We start from the raw sequence: 18,435 nt of genomic DNA on the forward strand, positions 1-18,435 counted from the left end.
CGGATTTTCCGGTTAAATTATTGATAAATGATTGGGTAAAAACACAGCGTCATCATCATATTGCGCTGTTTTTTTGTAACTTTGCCCACATTAATTTTTATACAAAAATTTATTATCGACAAAATGAAAAAGCAGACAATTAAGGAAGTCCTACAGGATTACAGGAAAGTATTACATCATGACATCACGGTTTACGGCTGGGTAAGAACGTTCCGTGCCAATCGTTTTATTGCGCTTAATGATGGTTCTACGATTAATAATTTGCAGATTGTTGTTGATTTCGAAAATTTTGACGAAGAGATTATAAATAAAATCAGTACAGCTGCGTCCCTGAAAGTTGTAGGTGAAGTGGTGGAAAGCCAGGGAGCCGGACAGGCTGTGGAAATTATCGCTAAAAAAATTATTATTTTAGGAGATAACTTTACGGAAGAAAGAGATAAAACCATTCTTCAGCCTAAAAAACACACGTTGGAAACGTTGAGAGATCAGGCTCACCTAAGGTTCAGGACCAATTTATTCGGGGCCGTTTTCAGAGTGCGCCACGCCGTGAGTTTTGCCATCCACTCGTTCTTTAACCAGAACCAGTTCTTTTATATCAACACACCCATCGTAACAGGTGCTGATGCGGAAGGCGCAGGAGAAATGTTCGGGGTGACCAACTTCGATTTAAACAATATCCCGAGAGATGAGCAGGGCGATATTGATTTTGCCCAGGATTTCTTCGGTAAGAAAACCAACCTGACGGTTTCAGGACAGCTTGAAGGAGAAACCGCCGCGATGGGATTGGGGAGGATCTACACCTTCGGACCTACGTTCCGGGCAGAAAACTCCAACACGACAAGGCACCTTGCGGAATTCTGGATGATTGAACCGGAAGTGGCGTTCAACAACCTTGAGGATAACATCGATCTGGCGGAAGACTTCTTAAAATATGTTATTCAATATGTATTGGACCACTGTAAAGATGACCTGGACTTCTTGGATAAACGTTTTGCAGAAGAGCAAAAAGGAAAAGCGGAAAAAGACAGAGCCAAAGAAGGCCTTATTGAAAAACTGGAAAATGTAGTGGCCAAGCGTTTTAAAAGGGTTTCTTACACAGAAGCCATTGAGATCCTGATGAACTCAAAAGAAAACAAAAAAGGAAAATTCCAGTATCCGGTTGAAAGCTGGGGAACCGACCTTCAGTCTGAACACGAAAGGTACTTGGTTGAAAAACACTTTGAAAGCCCGGTGGTCTTATTTGATTATCCGAAAGAGATTAAGGCGTTCTATATGAAGCTCAACGACGATAACAAAACCGTTGCGGCAATGGATGTGCTTTTCCCGGGAATCGGTGAAATCATCGGAGGTTCGGAAAGAGAAGCGCGGTTGGATGTTTTAAAACAGAAAATGGCAGAAATGCAGGTTGACGAACATGAGCTCTGGTGGTACATGGATACCCGGAAGTTCGGTTCCGTGCCGCACGCCGGATTCGGATTAGGGTTGGAAAGACTGGTACTTTTCGTAACGGGAATGACCAACATCAGGGACGTGATTCCTTTTCCGAGAACGCCTAAAAATGCTGAATTTTAGATATAAAAAAGCCTTACAGTTATCTGTAAGGCTTTTTGTTTATTTTAAAAAGTCATTATTATTTGGTCGATTATACAAAAATCGTGCTAAAATGTTATTTTATCAAAAATATTTATTAAATTCGTAGAATATGTTATGTTAACACCATCTAGTAAAATATGCTTAAACAACACTTACAACTCAAATTAGGACAAAAGCTGGCTCCTCAACAGATTCAGCTGATGAAACTGATCCAGCTTCACACGCTGGAATTTGAGGAGGAACTTGAGAGAGAATTGGAAGAAAACCCGGCCCTGGAAATTGCAAAAGAGGAATCCAAAGAAGATGATTATGCTTCGCTGGAGGAATCTTATGAAAGCGAAGGCACAGATACTATTGAAACGGATTTTGATGTTGACCAGTACCTTTATGACGATGAGCCGACTTATAAAACGGCATCCAGCAACTATTCCCCTGATGATGAAGAATTCGATAACGAAAGCCTCTTAACGGAAGGGCAGTCCCTTTACGATTATCTGCTGGAGCAGATCCACCTGATCAATATCAGTGACGAGGATGAAAAAATCGCGGAATACCTGATCGGCAACCTTGATACGGATGGTTATTTAAGAAGGGAAATCAAATCCATTGTTGATGACCTTGCCTTCTCTCAGGGTGTTTATACGACCAAGGAAAAAATTGAAGATATTCTTGAAAATTATGTACAGAAGCTTGATCCGCCGGGAGTGGGCGCAAGAGGCCTGCAGGAATGCCTTCTTTTACAGATTGAAAAGAAAGTGAGCTCCAACAAAGCGGTTTCCCTGGCTGCCAATATCCTAAGGTTCCAGTTTGATGCGCTGACCAATAAGCATTATAACAAGATTATCCAGAAATACGATATTGAAGAGGAAGACCTGAAAGATGCCCTGGAGGAAATTTCTAAATTGTCCCCTAAAGTAGGAGGGAACTTTGATACCCAGACCATCACCATCAACCAGGAAATTATTCCGGATTTTGTAATTCAGGTAAAAGACGGACAGGTGATTCCTATGCTGAACAGTAAAAATGCTCCGACTTTAAGGGTTTCGGAGGAATATAAGGATATCTTAACCACTTATTCCCACGATAAAAACTCTTCTGAGCATAAACAGGCCGCTCTGTTCATCAAGCAGAAACTGGATGCCGCAAAATGGTATATTGATGCCATCAATCAGCGCCAGAATACTTTATTGCAGACAATTACAGCCATCGTAAAGTTTCAGAAAGACTATTTTATTACAGGGGATGAAAAATCTTTAAGACCGATGATCCTTAAAGATATTGCAGATATTACCGGATTTGATATTTCCACCATTTCAAGGGTGGTAAAAAGCAAATATGCCGATACTTCAAACGGTATTATTTATTTAAAGGATCTGTTTTCAGATAGCCTGACAAATGATGACGGGGAAGAGGTTTCCACAAAAGAGATCAAAATGCACCTGCAGGAAGTCATCAGCAAGGAAAATAAAAGAAAGCCGTTAACCGATGATGCCTTGGTAGTCATTCTGAAAGAACAGGGCTATAATATTGCCAGGAGGACGATCGCCAAATACCGCGAACAGCTTAATATTCCGGTGGCAAGGCTCAGGAAAGAACTATAAAAATAAAAAAAAGCATTTCGATCTGAAATGCTTTTTTTATGCCCGATAATAAATGTTTTATCCGGATTTCTTAAAAATGAATCTCTTATTATTCCTGAGAGTCTATTTCCTGCAACTGCTTTAAGTTCCGGCCGAGTTTTTTGATAATAATACCGTACACCACCCTGTAATACAGCCAGACAATCAACACGGTAAAAACCGTACTGATGATAATGCCGGCTATGAATCCTGTAATTGTGGAACTGGTGATTTCTATATTCTGGGTATTTACAATATAACAAACGAAAACAGTAAAAATAGAAGTGAAGGTAATCAACAGCAGGATATTGATTAAGATAAAAGCATTAACGGTCTTCTTAAACTGAATGATTTTAAGGATGAATTTTTTAAGGTTCTCCTCAATTTTGATATCCTTATAGTTCTGATAGAATTTATAGACAAAATAGGCGGTTACGGCTAAGCTTAAAATTTTTAAGGTCAGGTAAATGTGGTCAAAAGTCATTTCCAGCTCCGTTGTTTTCCGGATGCCCATTTTTTCAAGAATGCTGATGAATGTATTGGATTCATTACCCTGGATGATATAGAATAATCCGATCAGCGAAAAACATGAGAATTCCGCTACGCTGATCCAGAAGATATATTTCACGTAATTCCGTGATTTTCTGTTTAACATCTGAAGGATCTCATGGTGGTCATACTTTTGCTGAACAGGCTGTTCCTGCCACGTCTTCTTAAAGCTGTCTAAATCAAATTCAGGCATATTTTTCCATCTGTTCTTTAAGGGTTTTCTTTAATCTGTTCATTTTTACCCGGGCATTCACCTCTGTTATTCCGAGGTTTTCCGCAATATCCTTGTAGGGCAGGTCATCCAGGTACATCGTAACGATGGCTCTTTCCACACTCGGAAGCGTTTTTATTACCGTATACAAAAGTGATACCTGTTGTTGTTTTTCGTCATCATCTTCTATAAAATCTGAATGATTGATGTCCAGCTCATTGGTAGGCAGGCTTTTGATTTTTTTCCTGAAAAGGGTAATGGCTGTATTAAGGGCGACGCGGTACATCCATGTGGAAATCTTGGAATTTCCTTTAAATGATTCATAGCTTCTCCACAGCTGCAGGACGATTTCCTGGAATAGGTCTTCCTCATCCTCCAGAGAATTGGTATACAGGCGTGATACCTTGATAATCAGGCCCTGATTATCCTTGATAAGCTGCGCAAATTCCTTTTCTTTTGAAGCCAATGCCGGTTAGTAAATTGTTGCACGAAGATAAAGACAAAATATTAATTTAACAATGTAATAATCTAACAATGTAAAAAATAGTTATCAGTTAAATTTTGCATTATTAGACGGCTGCATTGGTAAATTGTTACATTTTGTTTCAATTTACCTATCTTTGCAGCCACGAGAAAATCGGCCTGTTGATTCTTGCTTCGGTAAGGGTAGGAAAGTCCGGACACCAGAGAGCAGCAAAGCGGATAACATCCGTCACCCGTGAGGGTAGGACAAGTGCAACAGAAAGCAGGTACAGTTCGGCTGTAGTGAAACCAGGTAAACTCTTTGCGGTGCAATGATAAGTATATCGGTTCTTTTCAGCAATGGAAATAGGAGCGGCTCGCTCTGAAAGCCGAGGGGTAATCAGCTCAAGTTTTGCAGCAATGCACGACGCAGATAAATAACAGGCACTTTTTAAAGTACAAAATCCGGCTTACAGATTTTCTCGTGGTTTTTTTAAAAGCTGGAAGAGGGAAGTTTTGATACAGTGAATTTTTCTTACAACTTCCATCCTCCATCCTTCATCTGAATTTATTCTTTTTCCAGTTGCTTTTTAGCATCATCCAGACCTGCCCGGTCTTTTTCTGAAAGCTGAGGATATTTCAGGTCCATTTTTTCCAGAGCATCAATAATGATCTGTATAGCGGCTAAGCGGGCAAACCATTTGTTGTCTGCCGGGATGACATGCCAGGGTGCGTTTTCCTTTGAGGTCTCGTTGATCGCTGTTTCGTAGCATTCCATATATTGGTCGAATAAAGCCCTTTCCGGAAGGTCTGCCGCTGAAAATTTCCAGTTTTTCTCCTGCTCATCAATTCTGGCAATCAGTCTTTTCTTTTGCTCGTCTTTGGAGACATTTAAAAATATTTTAACAACCGTTGTTCCGTTTTGCGTAAGGTGCTTTTCAAAATTCCTGATGCTCTCATACCGGTTTTCCCAGAATGTCTTGTCAAAATCCTTTACGGAATCCCAGGTCTTTTCACTTAAATTATATTCAGGATGTACCTTGCATACCAGTACGCTTTCATAATGCGAACGGTTGAAGATCCCGATCATCCCTTTCTGAGGCAAGGCCAGGTAATGTCTCCACAAAAAATCATGGGAATATTCTTTGGAGCTGGGTGTTTTAAAGCTCATGACATTGCACCCCTGTGGGTTTACCCCGCCGAAAACATGCTCGATCAGGCTGTCTTTTCCTGCGGCATCCATAGCCTGAAGCACGACCAACAGCGACTGGCTGCCGTCTGCGTACAGTTTTTCCTGAAGCTCACGGAGTTTTTCCTGTTCCTGGGTAAGAAGCGCTACGCCTTCTTCTTTAGTCATTTTGCCTTCATATGCGGTGGGTGCTTTTTTAATAGAAAATTTTCCTTTGATTAAAAAATCGTCTGACAAATCGGTATTCATATTTTAATAGTTGATTTAATGATTTAATGTATTTCTAAATCCAAAACATAAAGCTATAAGCCTAACATCCGGTTTATAACATCTAATTTCTTACTTAAATATAATAAAAAAACCGCCTCAACGGAGACGGTTTCTTTATTTTTTAAGTAGAGATTACTTCACAGAAGCTACTTTTTTAGCCTGCTTTGCCGCTTTTTTGTCAGCTTTTGCTTTCGCTTTCAGTTCTTCAGGAGTTAACGGTTTTGGTTCAGGAGCATTCGCGTCTACGTTTCCTTTGATGTAGATGACGCTTCTGCTGTTCGCAGGATCGTTGGAAAATACTTCGATCATTTTGTTGAACCCGCCGTTAATAGCCGTGTTGTATCCTACCTTAATCTGAGCAGATTTTCCCGGCATAATAGGGTCTGTCTTAAATTCAGGCGTTGTACATCCGCAAGATGCTTTTACATTAGAAAGTACCAGAGGCTTGTCACCGGTATTGGTTACCGTGAAAAATCTTGTACCGTCTGAACTGGGTTTGATGGTACCGTAATCATAAGTGGTCCTGTCAAACGTGATGGTTTGTGCAGATGCTAATGCAAATGTTCCGAATAATGCAATTCCTGCAATTAATTTTTTCATATTCTTGAATGTTATTAAATACGTTCTTAGATAAATTTTGAGAAACAAAGTTAAAAATTATTTTAATTCATACTCAAAATTTTTTTTCTTTAGACTATTTTTGCACATTGTAAAGTAAAGTAATAGAATTTATGCAGATTTCAGAAAAGTACAATCCACAGGAAACAGAGCAGAAGTGGTATAATTACTGGTTGGAAAACAAATATTTCCATTCAGAGCCGAATGAAAAGCCGCCTTACACTGTTGTCATTCCTCCTCCCAACGTTACGGGGATTTTGCACATGGGGCACATGCTGAACAATACCATTCAGGATGTTCTGGTCCGCCGTGCAAGGATGCAGGGCTTTAATGCCTGCTGGGTTCCGGGAACGGATCATGCTTCTATTGCTACCGAGGCAAAAGTGGTTGCCAAACTGAAATCTGAAGGAATCAATAAATCGGATATTACCCGTGAAGAATTTTTAAAGCATGCCTGGGAATGGACCGACAAATATGGCGGAACGATCCTCGAGCAGCTGAAAAAATTAGGGTGTTCATGCGATTGGGACAGAACCCGTTTTACGATGGAAGAATCTCTTTCTCAGCAGGTGATTAAAAGTTTTGTCGATCTGTATAATAAAGGATTGATTTACCGTGGGTACCGGATGGTGAACTGGGATCCCGAAGCAAAGACCAATATTTCCGACGAAGAGGTCATCTTTAAAGAACAGAACGGAAAATTATATTTCCTTAAATATAAAATTGAAGGGACGGAAGAGTTCCTTTCGGTAGCTACCACGCGTCCTGAAACGATTTTCGGGGATACTGCCGTTTGTATCAATCCCAATGACGAAAGGTATGCTCACCTGAAAGGCAAAAAAGTAATCGTACCGATCGTCAACAGAGTGGTTCCGATTATTGAAGATGAATATGTGGATATTGAATTCGGGACAGGTGCATTGAAAATTACGCCGGCTCATGACGTGAATGACTACGAGATCGGGCAGAAGCACCATCTTCAGATGATTGATTCTCTGGATGATGACGGAAACTTAAATGACCACGGCCAGCATTATGCCGGAAAAAACAGGTTTGACGTAAGAAAGCAGATCGCAAAAGAATTACAGGAAAAAGATCTTTTGCTGAAAGCAGAAGATTATGTAAATAAAGTAGGGACTTCCGAAAGGACAGGCGCCGTTATTGAGCCTAAAGTTTCAGTTCAGTGGTTCCTGAAAATGTCTGAAATCGCAAAACCGGCTTTGGATGTTGTCATGGACGATGAGGTGAAGTTTTATCCTGAAAAGTTTAAAAATACCTACAAACACTGGATGGAGAACATCCGCGACTGGAATATTTCCCGCCAATTATGGTGGGGACAGCAGATTCCTGCATTTTATTACGGAGACGGAGAACATGATTTCGTCGTTGCTGAAAGCATCGCTGAAGCGCTGGTTCTGGCCAAAGAAAAATCGCAGATCGCAGATCTTCAGATCTCAGATTTGCGCCAGGATGAAGATGCCCTTGATACCTGGTTCTCATCATGGCTATGGCCGATGTCTGTATTTGACGGCCTGAACGATCCTGAAAATAAAGATATTAATTACTATTATCCCACTTCCGATCTGGTAACCGGTCCGGATATCATATTCTTCTGGGTTGCGAGAATGATCATGGCAGGATTGGAATACCGGAAAGAGGTTCCGTTCAAAAATGTTTATTTCACGGGGATCGTAAGAGACAGCCAGCGAAGGAAAATGTCGAAATCTTTAGGGAATTCGCCGGATCCGCTGGAATTGATGGACAAGTATGGTGCCGATGGGGTTCGTGTAGGGATTTTATTGAGTTCTGCCGCCGGAAACGACCTTCTTTTTGATGAAGATTTAATGCTGCAGGGAAGAAATTTCATGTCGAAAATCTGGAGTGCATTCCGGTTGATCAATATGTGGAGCCATGAAGATAAACCTGCAAATCCCGCAGAGACTCAGGCCATCGAATGGTTTGAAAATAAATTAAACAAGACAATCATTGATATTGATGATCAGTTTGAAAAGTTCAGGATTTCCGATGCCTTGCATTTGATCTATAAATTAATCTGGGATGATTTCTGCGGTTACTATCTTGAAGCGATCAAGCCGAATTATGGTGAAGGAATTTCCAAAGAAGTTTACCATAAGACCGTTGCCCTTTTCGAAGAATTAATGAAACTGGTCCATCCGTTTTTACCGTTCCAGTCAGAAGAAATCTGGCAGTTGATTTCGGAAAGAAAAACCGATGAGGCTTTGGTGATCGCCCAGCAAAAGAAAGCGGAAGCATTTAATGAAGATATTATTAAGAACTTTGAAACGGCAACAGAGGTGATTTCGGGGGTAAGAAATTACCGCCAGACCAAGGGGATTTCCCCGAAAGAAGCAGCAGAGATTTTTACCAATGCCTCCGGGTTTGCCAATGAACCGGTTATTAAAAAACTGGCCAATGTTTCAGAAATTCATTTCGGAACAAAAACAGACAAGCCGAGCTTTACATTTTTGGTCGGGTCAACGGAAGTTTCAATCCCGTTAAGCGAAAACTTAGATTTGGGAGAAGAAAAAATAAAGACAGAAGAGGAATTAAAATACTTGAAAGGATTTTTAATTTCTGTTGATAAAAAATTGTCTAACGAGAAATTCGTTGCCAATGCAAAGCCTGAAATCGTAGAAGTGGAGCGCAGAAAACAGAAAGATGCCCGGGACAAAATTGCCATTCTGGAAGAAAAACTGAAAAGCTTATAACGGGTCCGGAATGATTTTAAACGATTTATTGAATATCAGGCTGAATATAATAGGATGAACGATACATGCTTCATGTTCACCTGATACCGAAATGAATATAAATACATGACACACATAGAAAACATACAAAAATTATTCTCAAAAGACTTCGTGGAAAGCCCGTTACTGGAAAGCTTCGAAGTTGGGAAAATCTATCTTTCCAGCGGGAAACTGGTGGCCTGTGATCCTGTGATTACCAATGATATGCAGCCGTTTACCACGGTATTCCCGAAAGGCGATTTCACTGTTTTGCTGCACAAGGAAAGGGAAAGCAATTGTGTCGCGTATGCCGAAATAATTTTCAGCAGTTCTGAAATTTCAGGCTGGCAGCTGGCGACAACCGAAGGGCAGCGCGTGAAAGATCTGGCGGAAGGCGAAATTTTCGGATACCCTGTGGAAAGCGGAATGGGGTGTTTCATGGATGGCGATACCCAGAATATCCTGAATGAGCTTGAACAAAGGCTGTATCACAGCAAAGGGGTGGATTTCATGGGGATTTATGAAGAGTTTTTCCATGAGCATTTCTTTGATGAAAACGGGGCCATTGACCAGTATGCGTTCTTAAAACCGTCGGATCATCATCCTGGAACCATTTTTGCCTTTGAAACCGGATACGGCGAAGGTTTTTATGCAAGTTATATTGCGTATGATAAAAACCAGGTGCCGGTAAAGGTAGTCACTGAATTTATTGAAATCAGTTAATCAGCATTATTGATCTGCAATAGAATTCCCGCCTTATGCATGGGGTATTGCTTGGTCAACACAAAATAATAAATACAATGAATTTCTCATCAGAACAGCCGAAAATCATCGTTGTAGGAAGCTCCTCGATTGATCTTGTTTTAGAAACTGAAAAAGTCCCGTGCGGAAATGAAACGGTCATTGCCCATTATTCAGAGCGTTATTTCGGAGGGAAAGGAGCCAATCAGGCGGTGGGAACCGCGAGGTTAGGGGCCAGTGTGTATTTTATCGGCTGTGTCGGGGCAGATCCTCTCGGCCAGCAGGTCACGAAGAATATGGTAAGCGAGAATGTTAACGTTGATTTTGTATTTGAAACCGACCGCGAAGCCACAGGAACGGCTTACGTGACAACATCCGGGGGAAGCGCCGCGATTGTAGTGGTGCCTGCGGCCAACAATCACCTGAACAGTGAACATGTAGAGGCAGCAGATCAGCATTTTCATACGGCAGATCTTATCCTCCTTCAGCTTGAAGTTTCAATGGACGTGATTGAATATACGATCAGAAAAGCCAAGGAATACCATAAAAAAATAGGCCTGTATGCATCTCCTGCACAGAAACTGAGCGAGGAGGTGCTGGAAGCGGTTGATTTTATTGTGGTGAAAAGCAATGAACTGCATATTGTTTTTGGCGAGGACCAGAGAGAAGATATTCTTAAAAAATATTTCAATAAGCTTTTTGTGAGGGACGATATCAACTCTACCGTTTATTTCGATGGGACAGAAATGAAATACTGCAGGAATGATCACGATAAAAATGCGTACACCATGGGAATGGGGGATGCTTTCACGTCCGGGTTTTCCATTGCATTGTGCCATAACAATGATATTGAAGAATGTGTGAGGTTCGGTAATCAGGTTTCATCAATGGTCTCTGTCAGGAAGGGTTCCCAGACGGGACTTCCGAGAGTGTCTGATTTTCTTTAAGTTATTTCCTGCATATCGAAAACTTAAAAACATAGCCTGTAATACAGTTTAAAATTTCACTTTTACAGTGGAATTTTTCTTTTTTTATGTATGGAAGAGCTCATCCTTTTTTCAAACGGTTTCCCGGTTGCGGTTCATGTCTTTCATCCCGGAAAAAGCAACGGCCGGCTTTTGCTTATCAATTCCGCAACAGGGGTAAGGCAGCAGGTGTATTTCTCATTTGCGCGGTATTTTTCCGGAATGGGATTTACCGTGATTACTTATGATTACCGCGGGATCGGGCTTTCAAAACCTGAAAACCTGAAAGGCTTTAAAGCTTCGATGAGAAGCTGGGGTTCCGAAGACTATAAGGCGGTGACGGAGTATATCAAAGTCAATTTTAAAGAGTACCGGAAATACTGCCTGGGGCATTCCGTCGGAGCTTTGATTATAGGGATGAATAAAGATTCGGAAATATTTGAGAAATTTATTTTCGTAGGCATTCAGAATGCTTTTGTCGGAAATTTAAAATGCAGGACAAAAATGGAGGCGTATATGGGCTTTGGGATAGTACAGCCTTTAATGACTGCGTTTTTAGGATATTTTCCCGCACACTGGTTCGGGCTGGGAGAAAGTCTGCCGAAAAATTGTGCATCTGACTGGAGAACCTTAATTTTAAACAAAAAATCAACCGGTGCCTTATTGGAAAAAACCGGCGATTATTCCAAAAGTTTAACCCAGGAAGTTTTTGTTATCCGCGCGGAAGATGATGCCTGGTTAACTGAGAAAGGGGTTAAGAGCTTATTGAATGATACGTATCCGTATCTTAAACCGGTTTACAGGCTGATAAAGGCTTCAGAATCGGAGAAAGGGGAAATCGGGCACATTAATTTTTTCAGGAGCTACAATAACAAGCTTTGGGATATTATTTTAAACGAATTAAACTGAAATAAAATGCAGGATCTGATTGAACACACGGTAGAATTTGTAAAGAAAAAGCTGGAAGGGGCCGAAGCCGGGCATGACTGGTTTCATATAGAACGGGTCTGGAAGCTTTCAAAGAAAATTGCGGAAACGGAAGACTGCAATCTTGAGGTCGTGGAACTCGCAGCCCTTCTCCATGATATTGCAGATCCTAAATTCCATAACGGGGACGAAACGCTGGCATTAAATGTTTCACGGGAATTTCTGGAAAGCTGGGATGCTTCTGAAGACATTATTGAGCAGGTACTGTTTATCATCAGGAATATTTCATTCAAAAACAGGGGAGAAGCTCCCGAAAATCTTCCCATTGAACTTAAAATCGTTCAGGATGCCGACCGGATTGATGCCATCGGCGCCATCGGCATTGCCAGGACATTTAATTTCGGTGGTTTTAAAAATAACCTGATGTACGATCCGCATATTGAGCCCAAGCTGAATATGTCCAAAGAAGAATACAAAAAATCAAACGGGACAACGATCAATCATTTTTATGAAAAGCTGTTGTTATTAAAAGACCTGATGAATACCGAAAAAGGAAAAAAAATAGCCGGGGAAAGGCATGATTTTATACTGAATTTCCTCGACCAGTTTTATAAAGAATGGAATGTTGACTGACATACCGTTCAAAACCTTTTAAAATAAGTATCTTTGCAGCATGGTATTCACGGTTCTGATGATCTTCTGGGCTTTAATTTTTTCTCTTTTTTTATCAAAAACAAAGAGGGGAAAAGCTGCTGAATGGGCGAAATTGTTCCGCGTGGTTACCGTTATTTTTTCAATTTCTGTTTTTACCTACTGGTTTGTCAAAAAAAGCGCGGTCGGGATTGTGGAAGATTCAGTTGCATTGCAGGTGATCAATAAACTGCCTCAGCCTCTTGATTTTTACGTAGTGACTTTAAACGATTCTGAAGCCGGCAAGGTCATTGACACCAAGCATATTGGAAAGGTACGCCCGGAATATTACAGAATAGAATACCTCAGAATGGACAGGTCTGATGAATACTGGATCGTAGGGTATCTCGGAAAGAAAAACCTGGTCTATTTCTCACAGCATGCCCTGCCGAATAAAAATATTGACCAGATTATCGAAATCCAGAACTATATCAATCAGAGTGTAAAGCTTTCGGACCTGGCCAAGAAACAGGTTGAAGCCTACAATTATGAAAATATTAAGGTCGGGATCTGGATTACCCTGGATTTTCTTCTGCTGTTCCTGAATCTGGTATTGCTGATCAGGAAAAAGCCATAATTTAGGGCTTGCTTTGCAAGCCCTAAATTATACCGATATATTTAGTTAAGTGAACCTAAATCGATTTACTTAAATCTCAATCTGATTTCTTCCGGTGTTTAAAAATTTGCCTATCCGGAAATCATTTATCTTTAAAACAGGGTTCCCGTACTTTCCGTTGCCATTTTCGGAATCTGAAGATTCATCTTCCACCTTTCATTGAGCTGCCGGATAAAATGAGCGAACAAAAGCGGGGAGGTGGCTTCAATATCCTGATGGATAAAAAAAGCGACATTCCGCAGGCCCTGTTCTTTCCATTCGGTCAGGCGTTCTGCCCAGTCGTCAAGTCTCCGGTAATCGGTTTCCGTATTGGTGGCTACATAACGGATGAAAATATCAGGCGTCGTAAGCCGCATGTGGAGCACATCCCTTCTGCCGGCGGTATCCACAATAATGTTGGTGATCTGATGCTGTGCGAAAAGCGTGCATAGGTCATTGAATACGTTTTCATCCGTAAACCATTCCATATTTCTGAGTTCTATGGCCAACGGGATCTCTTCCGGCCATTCCCTGACGAATTTTTCAAGCCTTGCATAATCCTGAGGTTTGAAATTGTCATGAAGCTGAAGGAAGGCCATTCCCAGTTGCTCTTCAAAATTCATGATGGAAGTGGCAAACCGGGTGACCGGGTCTGTAACGTCGATCAGTCTTCTGAAATGGGAAATGGTATTGGGGATTTTCGGGAAAAATTTAAAGGGTGCGGGCGTTTTATCTTTCCAGGTCAGGATCTGTGCCGGGGCCGGCATTCCGTAAAAGGTGGCATTCAGCTCGATGGAATTAAACTGGGTCGCATAATAGGAAAGCTCGTCCCTGGTGCCCTTCGGATAAAAGCCTTTCAGATCGGTCCTGCTCCATTTGGCACACCCGATTGAGACATGGCCCAGCCCCTCCGTATTCCGGCTCAGCGCATCCCTGGTGTCAGGGTGGTCTTTGGGTAATGTAAAATCGATGTGCGAAGCGTCTTCCAGTTTTCCGAATTTCATATGAAGTCTTTAGTGATTAACTGGTTCAACAAATATAAAACCAAAATTACAGAAATTTCCTGCAGTTTAATTTTAATCTTGTTGGTGTACCGCTAATTAATCATCAGATTCAAGCTCAAAAATATCTTCTACCTTCTTATCGAAATATTTTGCTATTTTCAGTGCCAGAACCGTAGAAGGTACATATTTTCCGGCTTCCATCGCATTAATGGTCTGCCTTGAAACACTGATTGTTTTGGCCAGATCTTCCTGGGTTATATTTTTTACAGCCCTTTCAATTTTAATGGTATTCTTCATTTCTTCAGCAATAAATAATTAAATCTGAATACATATAATACCAGTGGCAGGAACATGATCAGGATCATCACGGTAAGAAATGCAGTTCCGAAAACGGTTAAAAATAAGATCAGAATAACAGAGTAGGTCACCATAAGGCTCCAGAAAACGGATTTCAGTCGTAAGCCTGAAATATATTCATCTTCAATGGTTTCTTTTGAGCAGCCCACCAACAGGCCGCCGATAATGATCAGTATTCCGAACAGATTGGGGAATACCGCTATTTCAGTGTTTACAAAAAACCCTGATTCCTCCTGGCTTAAAGGAAATCCTGAATTGTAGACAACAGGTAAAGAGATCTCCGGCATACTGAAAAGACCTGTAAGGGATAATATACCCAATACCAGTGACGGAAGAAAAATACACCAGCCTGCTTTTTTGAAACGGCTGGGAAGAAGTGATAATGCTTTCATGTGTAAAGTTTTAATACAACAAATGTAATAAATATTTTACAAAATGTAAAGTTTATTTTACTTTTTGTTACAAATAAAAACCACAGTACGGATACTATGGTTTTTAATATGCATTTTTAAAGGTTTATCACTAAGCTTCACAGGCCGAGCAGGTCACAAAATTCACCATCATTTCCTTGGAAACGGATGAACTTCTCTGGTAATAAAGGGTTTTCACTCCTTTTTTCCATGCTTCAATATAAAGATAGTTAACGTCTTTTACAGGCATGGTCGAAGGGATCTGAAGATTCAGCGATTGTGCCTGGTCGATATACTGCTGTCTCTGCGCAGCCTGGGAAATAATTTCCATCGGGGAAATCTCCCTGAATGTTTTGAATACGGCTTTCTCTTCGTCAGATAATTCGTTCAGGTGCTGTACGGAACCGTGGTTCAGCATGATCGTTCTCCAGGTCTCTTCATTGTCTAAGCCTTTGTCCCCAAGCAGTTTTGCCAGGTATTTATTCTTACGCATAAAGTTTCCTTTGGCAAGTCCGGCTTTGTAATAATTCGAGGCAAACGGCTCGATTCCCGGTGAAGTTTGCCCTAAAATCGCAGAGCTTGAAGTCGTAGGAGCAATGGCCATTACGGTCGTGTTTCTCATTCCGTATCCTTTCAGCAACTCCGGTTCCCCGTAGATATTGGCCAGTTCTTTTGAGGCGATATCTGCCTGTGCCCTGATGTGTTTGAAAGCCCTTGCATTAAACTGAGTCGCTTCAAAACTTTCAAAAGGAATCATATTTTTCTGCAGGTAAGAGTGATACCCTAAAACGCCTAAGCCCAATGCTCTGTGACGCATGGCAAAATCCCTCGCTCCCTGAAGATAATAGTTTCCTTCCGTTTTCTCGATAAATTCAGACAGAACAGCATCCAGGAAATAAATCGCCAGCTGAACAGCGTTGGTATCTTTCCACTCATCGTACAGTTCTAAGTTCATTGACGACAGACAGCAGATGAAAGACTCCTGTCTTGTGGACGGAAGCATGATTTCAGAACACAGGTTACTTGCATTGATGGTTAATCCGAGATCTTTATACACCTGAGGTTTGTTCCTGTTGACATTATCGGTAAAGAAAATGTAAGGAAGGCCTTTCTGCTGGCGGCTTTCCAGAACCCTTGCCCAGATTTTACGCTTATCGGCATCGCCGTCAATCATATCCTGCATCCAGTAATCCGGTACACAGATTCCGGTAAACAGGTTCTGGATCGGACTTCCGATGTCTTTAATGGATAAAAATTCTTCAATATCACCGTGGTCTACATCAAGATACGCCGCAAAAGCACCTCTTCTTACACCACCCTGGGAAACGACATCCATAGAGGTATCGAACAGTTTCATAAAAGAAACCGCCCCTGAAGATTTCCCGTTATCGGTTACGGCCGTCCCTCTGTTACGAAGCTCCCCGAAATATCCTGAAGTTCCGCCCCCGATTTTCGTCTGCATGATCACTTCGCCCATTTTATGGGTAATCCCTTCAATGCTGTCCGGAATATGAACATTGAAACAGGAGATCGGAAGGCCTCTCTGTGTTCCCATATTGGCCCAGACCGGAGAAGAAAAACTGATCCATCCTTTCATGATCATCTCCTTGAAAGCCGGCTGAAGTTCAGGTTTGTATAATTTTTTTGCCGCTGCCGTGGTGATCCGGTCAATCGCGCCGTCTACGGTTTCCCCTTTCAGCAGGTATCCTCTGTTCAGCATTTGCTCAGATTCTTCGTTGAGCCACCATATGTTGTTGTTTTGTTCGTCCATAGATTTTATATTGTAAAATGTACCGGGTACATCGTTTTGTTATTTTTTTTAGGAGCAGAAAATTTTGTTTTTTCTCCTCGCTGGTCTGCCTGCTTTCCGCTATATCTTTTTTTGGTGCCTTTGGTTTTGCTTAGTCACTCAAAAAAAAGATGCCGCTGCCATCAGGGCTAAGATAACATTTTGTATTCCTTACTTCTGAATCCCGTCATTGCGAGGAACGATGCAATCTGTTGATAAGTTTTGGCTAAAGCCAAATGAACTTCTTTGCTTTTTAAAATGGGTTAAAGTCCGTTTCTATTGGAATCCCAATCAAACCTGACGGGTTTTCAAAACCCGTTAGGTTTTTTTTTATCGCCCAATTATCTGTTTTCGTCATCGTGAGGAACGAAGTAATACTAACTGCTTTGCCCGCTCGCGCCCGACTTGAATGAAGCTCTTTTTGTTATGGCGATTCATCAATATTTCAACAGATTGCTTCACTTTGCCCGCAATGACAAAAAAGCGGGAACGGAAGGCGGAAAAGGCGCCCCAATAAATAATTGTTCAATTAATTTAAAACAAATCGTTCGCCGTAATACTCTTGTCATGTTTTGTATAGTCCACCGGTCTTTTGGCAAAGAAATCATCCATAGAGTTCGCGAAAACTTCCTCTTCGAACCATTTCATCGGGCTGTACTGTTCTGCCGTGATGTTATAGCGTTTTTCCATGTTGATCTTATCCAGGCTTTCATCAACCCGGTATTTCATAAAATTGATCAGGTCCTGTTTAGAGAATTTATCCAGTTCGCCCAACTCGAAGATCCAGTCAAGGATTTCACCTTCCAGTTCGATCGACTGATCGACTAAGGTGTAAATATCCTCAATATCAGAATCAGTCAGAAGATCCGGCTGCTCTTCACGGATTTTATTGATTAAATAAATCCCGCCGTTGGCGTGAATCTGCTCATCAATAGAAGTCCAGGCGATAATATTGGAAACATTTTTCATGAACCCTTTAAACCGGGTGAACGATAGAATAATGGCAAACTGCGAAAACAATGACACGTTTTCAATCAGGATACTGAATAAAAGCAAAGAGGAAACATATTCTTTCGGCGTTGCGGAATTGGCATGCTTCAGGACATTGGATAAAAACTGAATCCGCTTCTTCAGTGCAGGAACTTCCACAACAGTCAGGAATTCTTCGTTGTAGCCCAGCACTTCAAGCAATCTTGAATAAGCCTCCGAATGACGGAATTCGCATTCTGCAAAAGTGGCTCCCAAACCGTTCAATTCAGGCTTCGGAAGATGATTATACAGATTCCCCCAAAATGACTTTACCGAAACTTCAATCTGAGCAATGGCCAGAAGTGCATTTTTTACCGCGTTTTTTTCGTGCGGTTCCAGCTGCGACTGAAAATCCTGAACGTCGGCAGTAAAATCCACTTCCGAATGTACCCAGAATGATTTGTTGATGGCTTCTGTAAACTGAAGAACTTCAGGATACTCGAATGGCTTATAACTTACTCTTTTGTCAAAAATTCCCATATTTAGAAGATCTTAAATTAAATGACTGCATCAGATTGAATAGGCTTGTCAATATCCAACGTGCTGACTGTTTGTTAATTGCGGGTAAAAATGCTTACTCCGGAATTTTTTGTATACCTCTGTGATATACAGGTACAAAGTTAGGCAACAGGAACTGTATTTGAAAGGGGCGAACACTAAATGGCTGAAT

At 41.2% G+C, this 18,435-nt stretch carries 17 protein-coding genes and 1 other RNA gene; 9 read left to right on the forward strand and 9 right to left on the reverse strand.

The genetic code is table 11. From position 1 onward, the window contains the following. The first annotated feature begins 123 nt into the window (after positions 1–123). On the forward strand, positions 124–1,572 hold the full coding sequence (gene asnS, locus H561_RS0102985) for an asparagine--tRNA ligase (RefSeq protein WP_027385669.1): 1,449 nt from the start codon (positions 124–126) through the stop codon (positions 1,570–1,572). A gap of 158 nt (positions 1,573–1,730) precedes the next feature. Continuing rightward, positions 1,731–3,194: an RNA polymerase factor sigma-54 gene (rpoN, locus tag H561_RS0102990; protein ID WP_027385670.1), complete on the forward strand. Its 1,464-nt coding sequence runs from the start codon at positions 1,731–1,733 to the stop codon at positions 3,192–3,194. An 88-nt stretch (positions 3,195–3,282) separates the two neighbouring features. Here the strand turns inward: rpoN and H561_RS0102995 are convergent, their stop codons facing one another. Together H561_RS0102995 and H561_RS0103000 are read right to left on the reverse strand one after the other, a co-directional pair. Further along, positions 3,283–3,954: a hypothetical protein gene (locus H561_RS0102995; RefSeq protein WP_027385671.1), complete on the reverse strand. Its 672-nt coding sequence runs from the start codon at positions 3,952–3,954 to the stop codon at positions 3,283–3,285. Then, the gene (locus H561_RS0103000; protein ID WP_027385672.1) at positions 3,947–4,438 is read right to left on the reverse strand and encodes an RNA polymerase sigma factor; all 492 of its coding nucleotides are present in this window, start codon (positions 4,436–4,438) and stop codon (positions 3,947–3,949) included. Before H561_RS0103000 ends, H561_RS0102995 begins: the two co-directional genes overlap by 8 nt. Before the next feature lie 163 nt (positions 4,439–4,601). Between H561_RS0103000 and rnpB the strand changes: the two genes are divergently transcribed. After that, positions 4,602–4,923, forward strand: an RNA gene (gene rnpB / locus H561_RS23220) — RNase P RNA component class A. Positions 4,924–5,002: 79 nt separating this feature from the next. Here rnpB and H561_RS0103005 read toward each other — a convergent pair. Both H561_RS0103005 and H561_RS0103010 read right to left on the reverse strand, forming a co-directional pair. Beyond that, complete coding sequence (locus H561_RS0103005) at positions 5,003–5,872, reverse strand: polyphosphate kinase 2 family protein (RefSeq protein WP_027385673.1); 870 nt, start codon at positions 5,870–5,872, stop codon at positions 5,003–5,005. 153 nt (positions 5,873–6,025) lie between these two features. Then, positions 6,026–6,493, reverse strand: coding sequence for a DUF1573 domain-containing protein (locus H561_RS0103010; RefSeq protein ID WP_027385674.1), 468 nt, complete (start codon positions 6,491–6,493; stop codon positions 6,026–6,028). A gap of 131 nt (positions 6,494–6,624) precedes the next feature. On the opposite strand from H561_RS0103010, the gene H561_RS0103015 reads away from it, so the two are divergent. The 6 genes from H561_RS0103015 to H561_RS0103040 all read left to right on the forward strand — a co-directional run bounded on the left by H561_RS0103015 (position 6,625) and on the right by H561_RS0103040 (position 13,158). After that, entirely contained in the window at positions 6,625–9,240 is a 2,616-nt protein-coding gene (locus H561_RS0103015) for a valine--tRNA ligase (protein WP_027385675.1), read from the forward strand. Positions 9,241–9,345: 105 nt separating this feature from the next. Further along, a complete protein-coding gene (locus H561_RS0103020; RefSeq protein WP_027385676.1) occupies positions 9,346–9,981 on the forward strand; it encodes a DUF4241 domain-containing protein in 636 nt (211 codons plus the stop codon). A gap of 77 nt (positions 9,982–10,058) precedes the next feature. Then, on the forward strand, positions 10,059–10,946 hold the full coding sequence (locus tag H561_RS0103025) for a ribokinase (RefSeq protein ID WP_027385677.1): 888 nt from the start codon (positions 10,059–10,061) through the stop codon (positions 10,944–10,946). 90 nt (positions 10,947–11,036) lie between these two features. Continuing rightward, a complete protein-coding gene (locus H561_RS0103030; RefSeq protein ID WP_027385678.1) occupies positions 11,037–11,873 on the forward strand; it encodes an alpha/beta hydrolase family protein in 837 nt (278 codons plus the stop codon). Positions 11,874–11,879: 6 nt separating this feature from the next. Next, positions 11,880–12,524, forward strand: coding sequence for an HD domain-containing protein (locus tag H561_RS0103035; RefSeq protein ID WP_027385679.1), 645 nt, complete (start codon positions 11,880–11,882; stop codon positions 12,522–12,524). Positions 12,525–12,564: 40 nt separating this feature from the next. Then, entirely contained in the window at positions 12,565–13,158 is a 594-nt protein-coding gene (locus H561_RS0103040) for a hypothetical protein (protein ID WP_027385680.1), read from the forward strand. A 131-nt stretch (positions 13,159–13,289) separates the two neighbouring features. On the opposite strand, the gene H561_RS0103045 is transcribed toward H561_RS0103040, so the two are convergent. The 5 genes from H561_RS0103045 to H561_RS0103065 form a co-directional block, all read right to left on the reverse strand. After that, positions 13,290–14,180 (reverse strand): DUF72 domain-containing protein, encoded by an 891-nt coding sequence (locus tag H561_RS0103045; RefSeq protein WP_027385681.1) that lies wholly within the window; start codon positions 14,178–14,180, stop codon positions 13,290–13,292. Between the two features lie 96 nt (positions 14,181–14,276). Continuing rightward, complete coding sequence (locus H561_RS0103050; RefSeq protein WP_027385682.1) at positions 14,277–14,477, reverse strand: helix-turn-helix transcriptional regulator; 201 nt, start codon at positions 14,475–14,477, stop codon at positions 14,277–14,279. Beyond that, positions 14,474–14,929, reverse strand: coding sequence for a hypothetical protein (locus H561_RS0103055; protein ID WP_027385683.1), 456 nt, complete (start codon positions 14,927–14,929; stop codon positions 14,474–14,476). The genes H561_RS0103050 and H561_RS0103055 overlap by 4 nt, the downstream gene beginning before the upstream one ends. 130 nt (positions 14,930–15,059) lie before the next feature. Beyond that, positions 15,060–16,718 (reverse strand): ribonucleoside-diphosphate reductase subunit alpha, encoded by a 1,659-nt coding sequence (locus H561_RS0103060; RefSeq protein ID WP_027385684.1) that lies wholly within the window; start codon positions 16,716–16,718, stop codon positions 15,060–15,062. A 552-nt stretch (positions 16,719–17,270) separates the two neighbouring features. Then, positions 17,271–18,245: a ribonucleotide-diphosphate reductase subunit beta gene (locus tag H561_RS0103065; protein ID WP_027385685.1), complete on the reverse strand. Its 975-nt coding sequence runs from the start codon at positions 18,243–18,245 to the stop codon at positions 17,271–17,273. Positions 18,246–18,435: the final 190 nt, after the last annotated feature.

This window comes from Chryseobacterium gregarium DSM 19109 (assembly GCF_000430845.1).
Taxonomy (GTDB): domain Bacteria; phylum Bacteroidota; class Bacteroidia; order Flavobacteriales; family Weeksellaceae; genus Chryseobacterium; species Chryseobacterium gregarium.

What these genes read in the sequence shown, in the direction of transcription:
- asnS (WP_027385669.1), top strand. Translation starts at nt 124, where the DNA reads ATGAAAAAGCAGACAATTAAGGAAGTCCTACAGGATTACAGGAAAGTA.
- rpoN (WP_027385670.1), top strand. Translation starts at nt 1,731, where the DNA reads ATGCTTAAACAACACTTACAACTCAAATTAGGACAAAAGCTGGCTCCT.
- H561_RS0102995 (WP_027385671.1), bottom strand. Translation starts at nt 3,954, where the DNA reads ATGCCTGAATTTGATTTAGACAGCTTTAAGAAGACGTGGCAGGAACAG.
- H561_RS0103005 (WP_027385673.1), bottom strand. Translation starts at nt 5,872, where the DNA reads ATGAATACCGATTTGTCAGACGATTTTTTAATCAAAGGAAAATTTTCT.
- H561_RS0103010 (WP_027385674.1), bottom strand. Translation starts at nt 6,493, where the DNA reads ATGAAAAAATTAATTGCAGGAATTGCATTATTCGGAACATTTGCATTA.
- H561_RS0103015 (WP_027385675.1), top strand. Translation starts at nt 6,625, where the DNA reads ATGCAGATTTCAGAAAAGTACAATCCACAGGAAACAGAGCAGAAGTGG.
- H561_RS0103020 (WP_027385676.1), top strand. Translation starts at nt 9,346, where the DNA reads ATGACACACATAGAAAACATACAAAAATTATTCTCAAAAGACTTCGTG.
- H561_RS0103025 (WP_027385677.1), top strand. Translation starts at nt 10,059, where the DNA reads ATGAATTTCTCATCAGAACAGCCGAAAATCATCGTTGTAGGAAGCTCC.
- H561_RS0103030 (WP_027385678.1), top strand. Translation starts at nt 11,037, where the DNA reads ATGGAAGAGCTCATCCTTTTTTCAAACGGTTTCCCGGTTGCGGTTCAT.
- H561_RS0103035 (WP_027385679.1), top strand. Translation starts at nt 11,880, where the DNA reads ATGCAGGATCTGATTGAACACACGGTAGAATTTGTAAAGAAAAAGCTG.
- H561_RS0103040 (WP_027385680.1), top strand. Translation starts at nt 12,565, where the DNA reads ATGGTATTCACGGTTCTGATGATCTTCTGGGCTTTAATTTTTTCTCTT.
- H561_RS0103045 (WP_027385681.1), bottom strand. Translation starts at nt 14,180, where the DNA reads ATGAAATTCGGAAAACTGGAAGACGCTTCGCACATCGATTTTACATTA.
- H561_RS0103050 (WP_027385682.1), bottom strand. Translation starts at nt 14,477, where the DNA reads ATGAAGAATACCATTAAAATTGAAAGGGCTGTAAAAAATATAACCCAG.
- H561_RS0103055 (WP_027385683.1), bottom strand. Translation starts at nt 14,929, where the DNA reads ATGAAAGCATTATCACTTCTTCCCAGCCGTTTCAAAAAAGCAGGCTGG.
- H561_RS0103060 (WP_027385684.1), bottom strand. Translation starts at nt 16,718, where the DNA reads ATGGACGAACAAAACAACAACATATGGTGGCTCAACGAAGAATCTGAG.
- H561_RS0103065 (WP_027385685.1), bottom strand. Translation starts at nt 18,245, where the DNA reads ATGGGAATTTTTGACAAAAGAGTAAGTTATAAGCCATTCGAGTATCCT.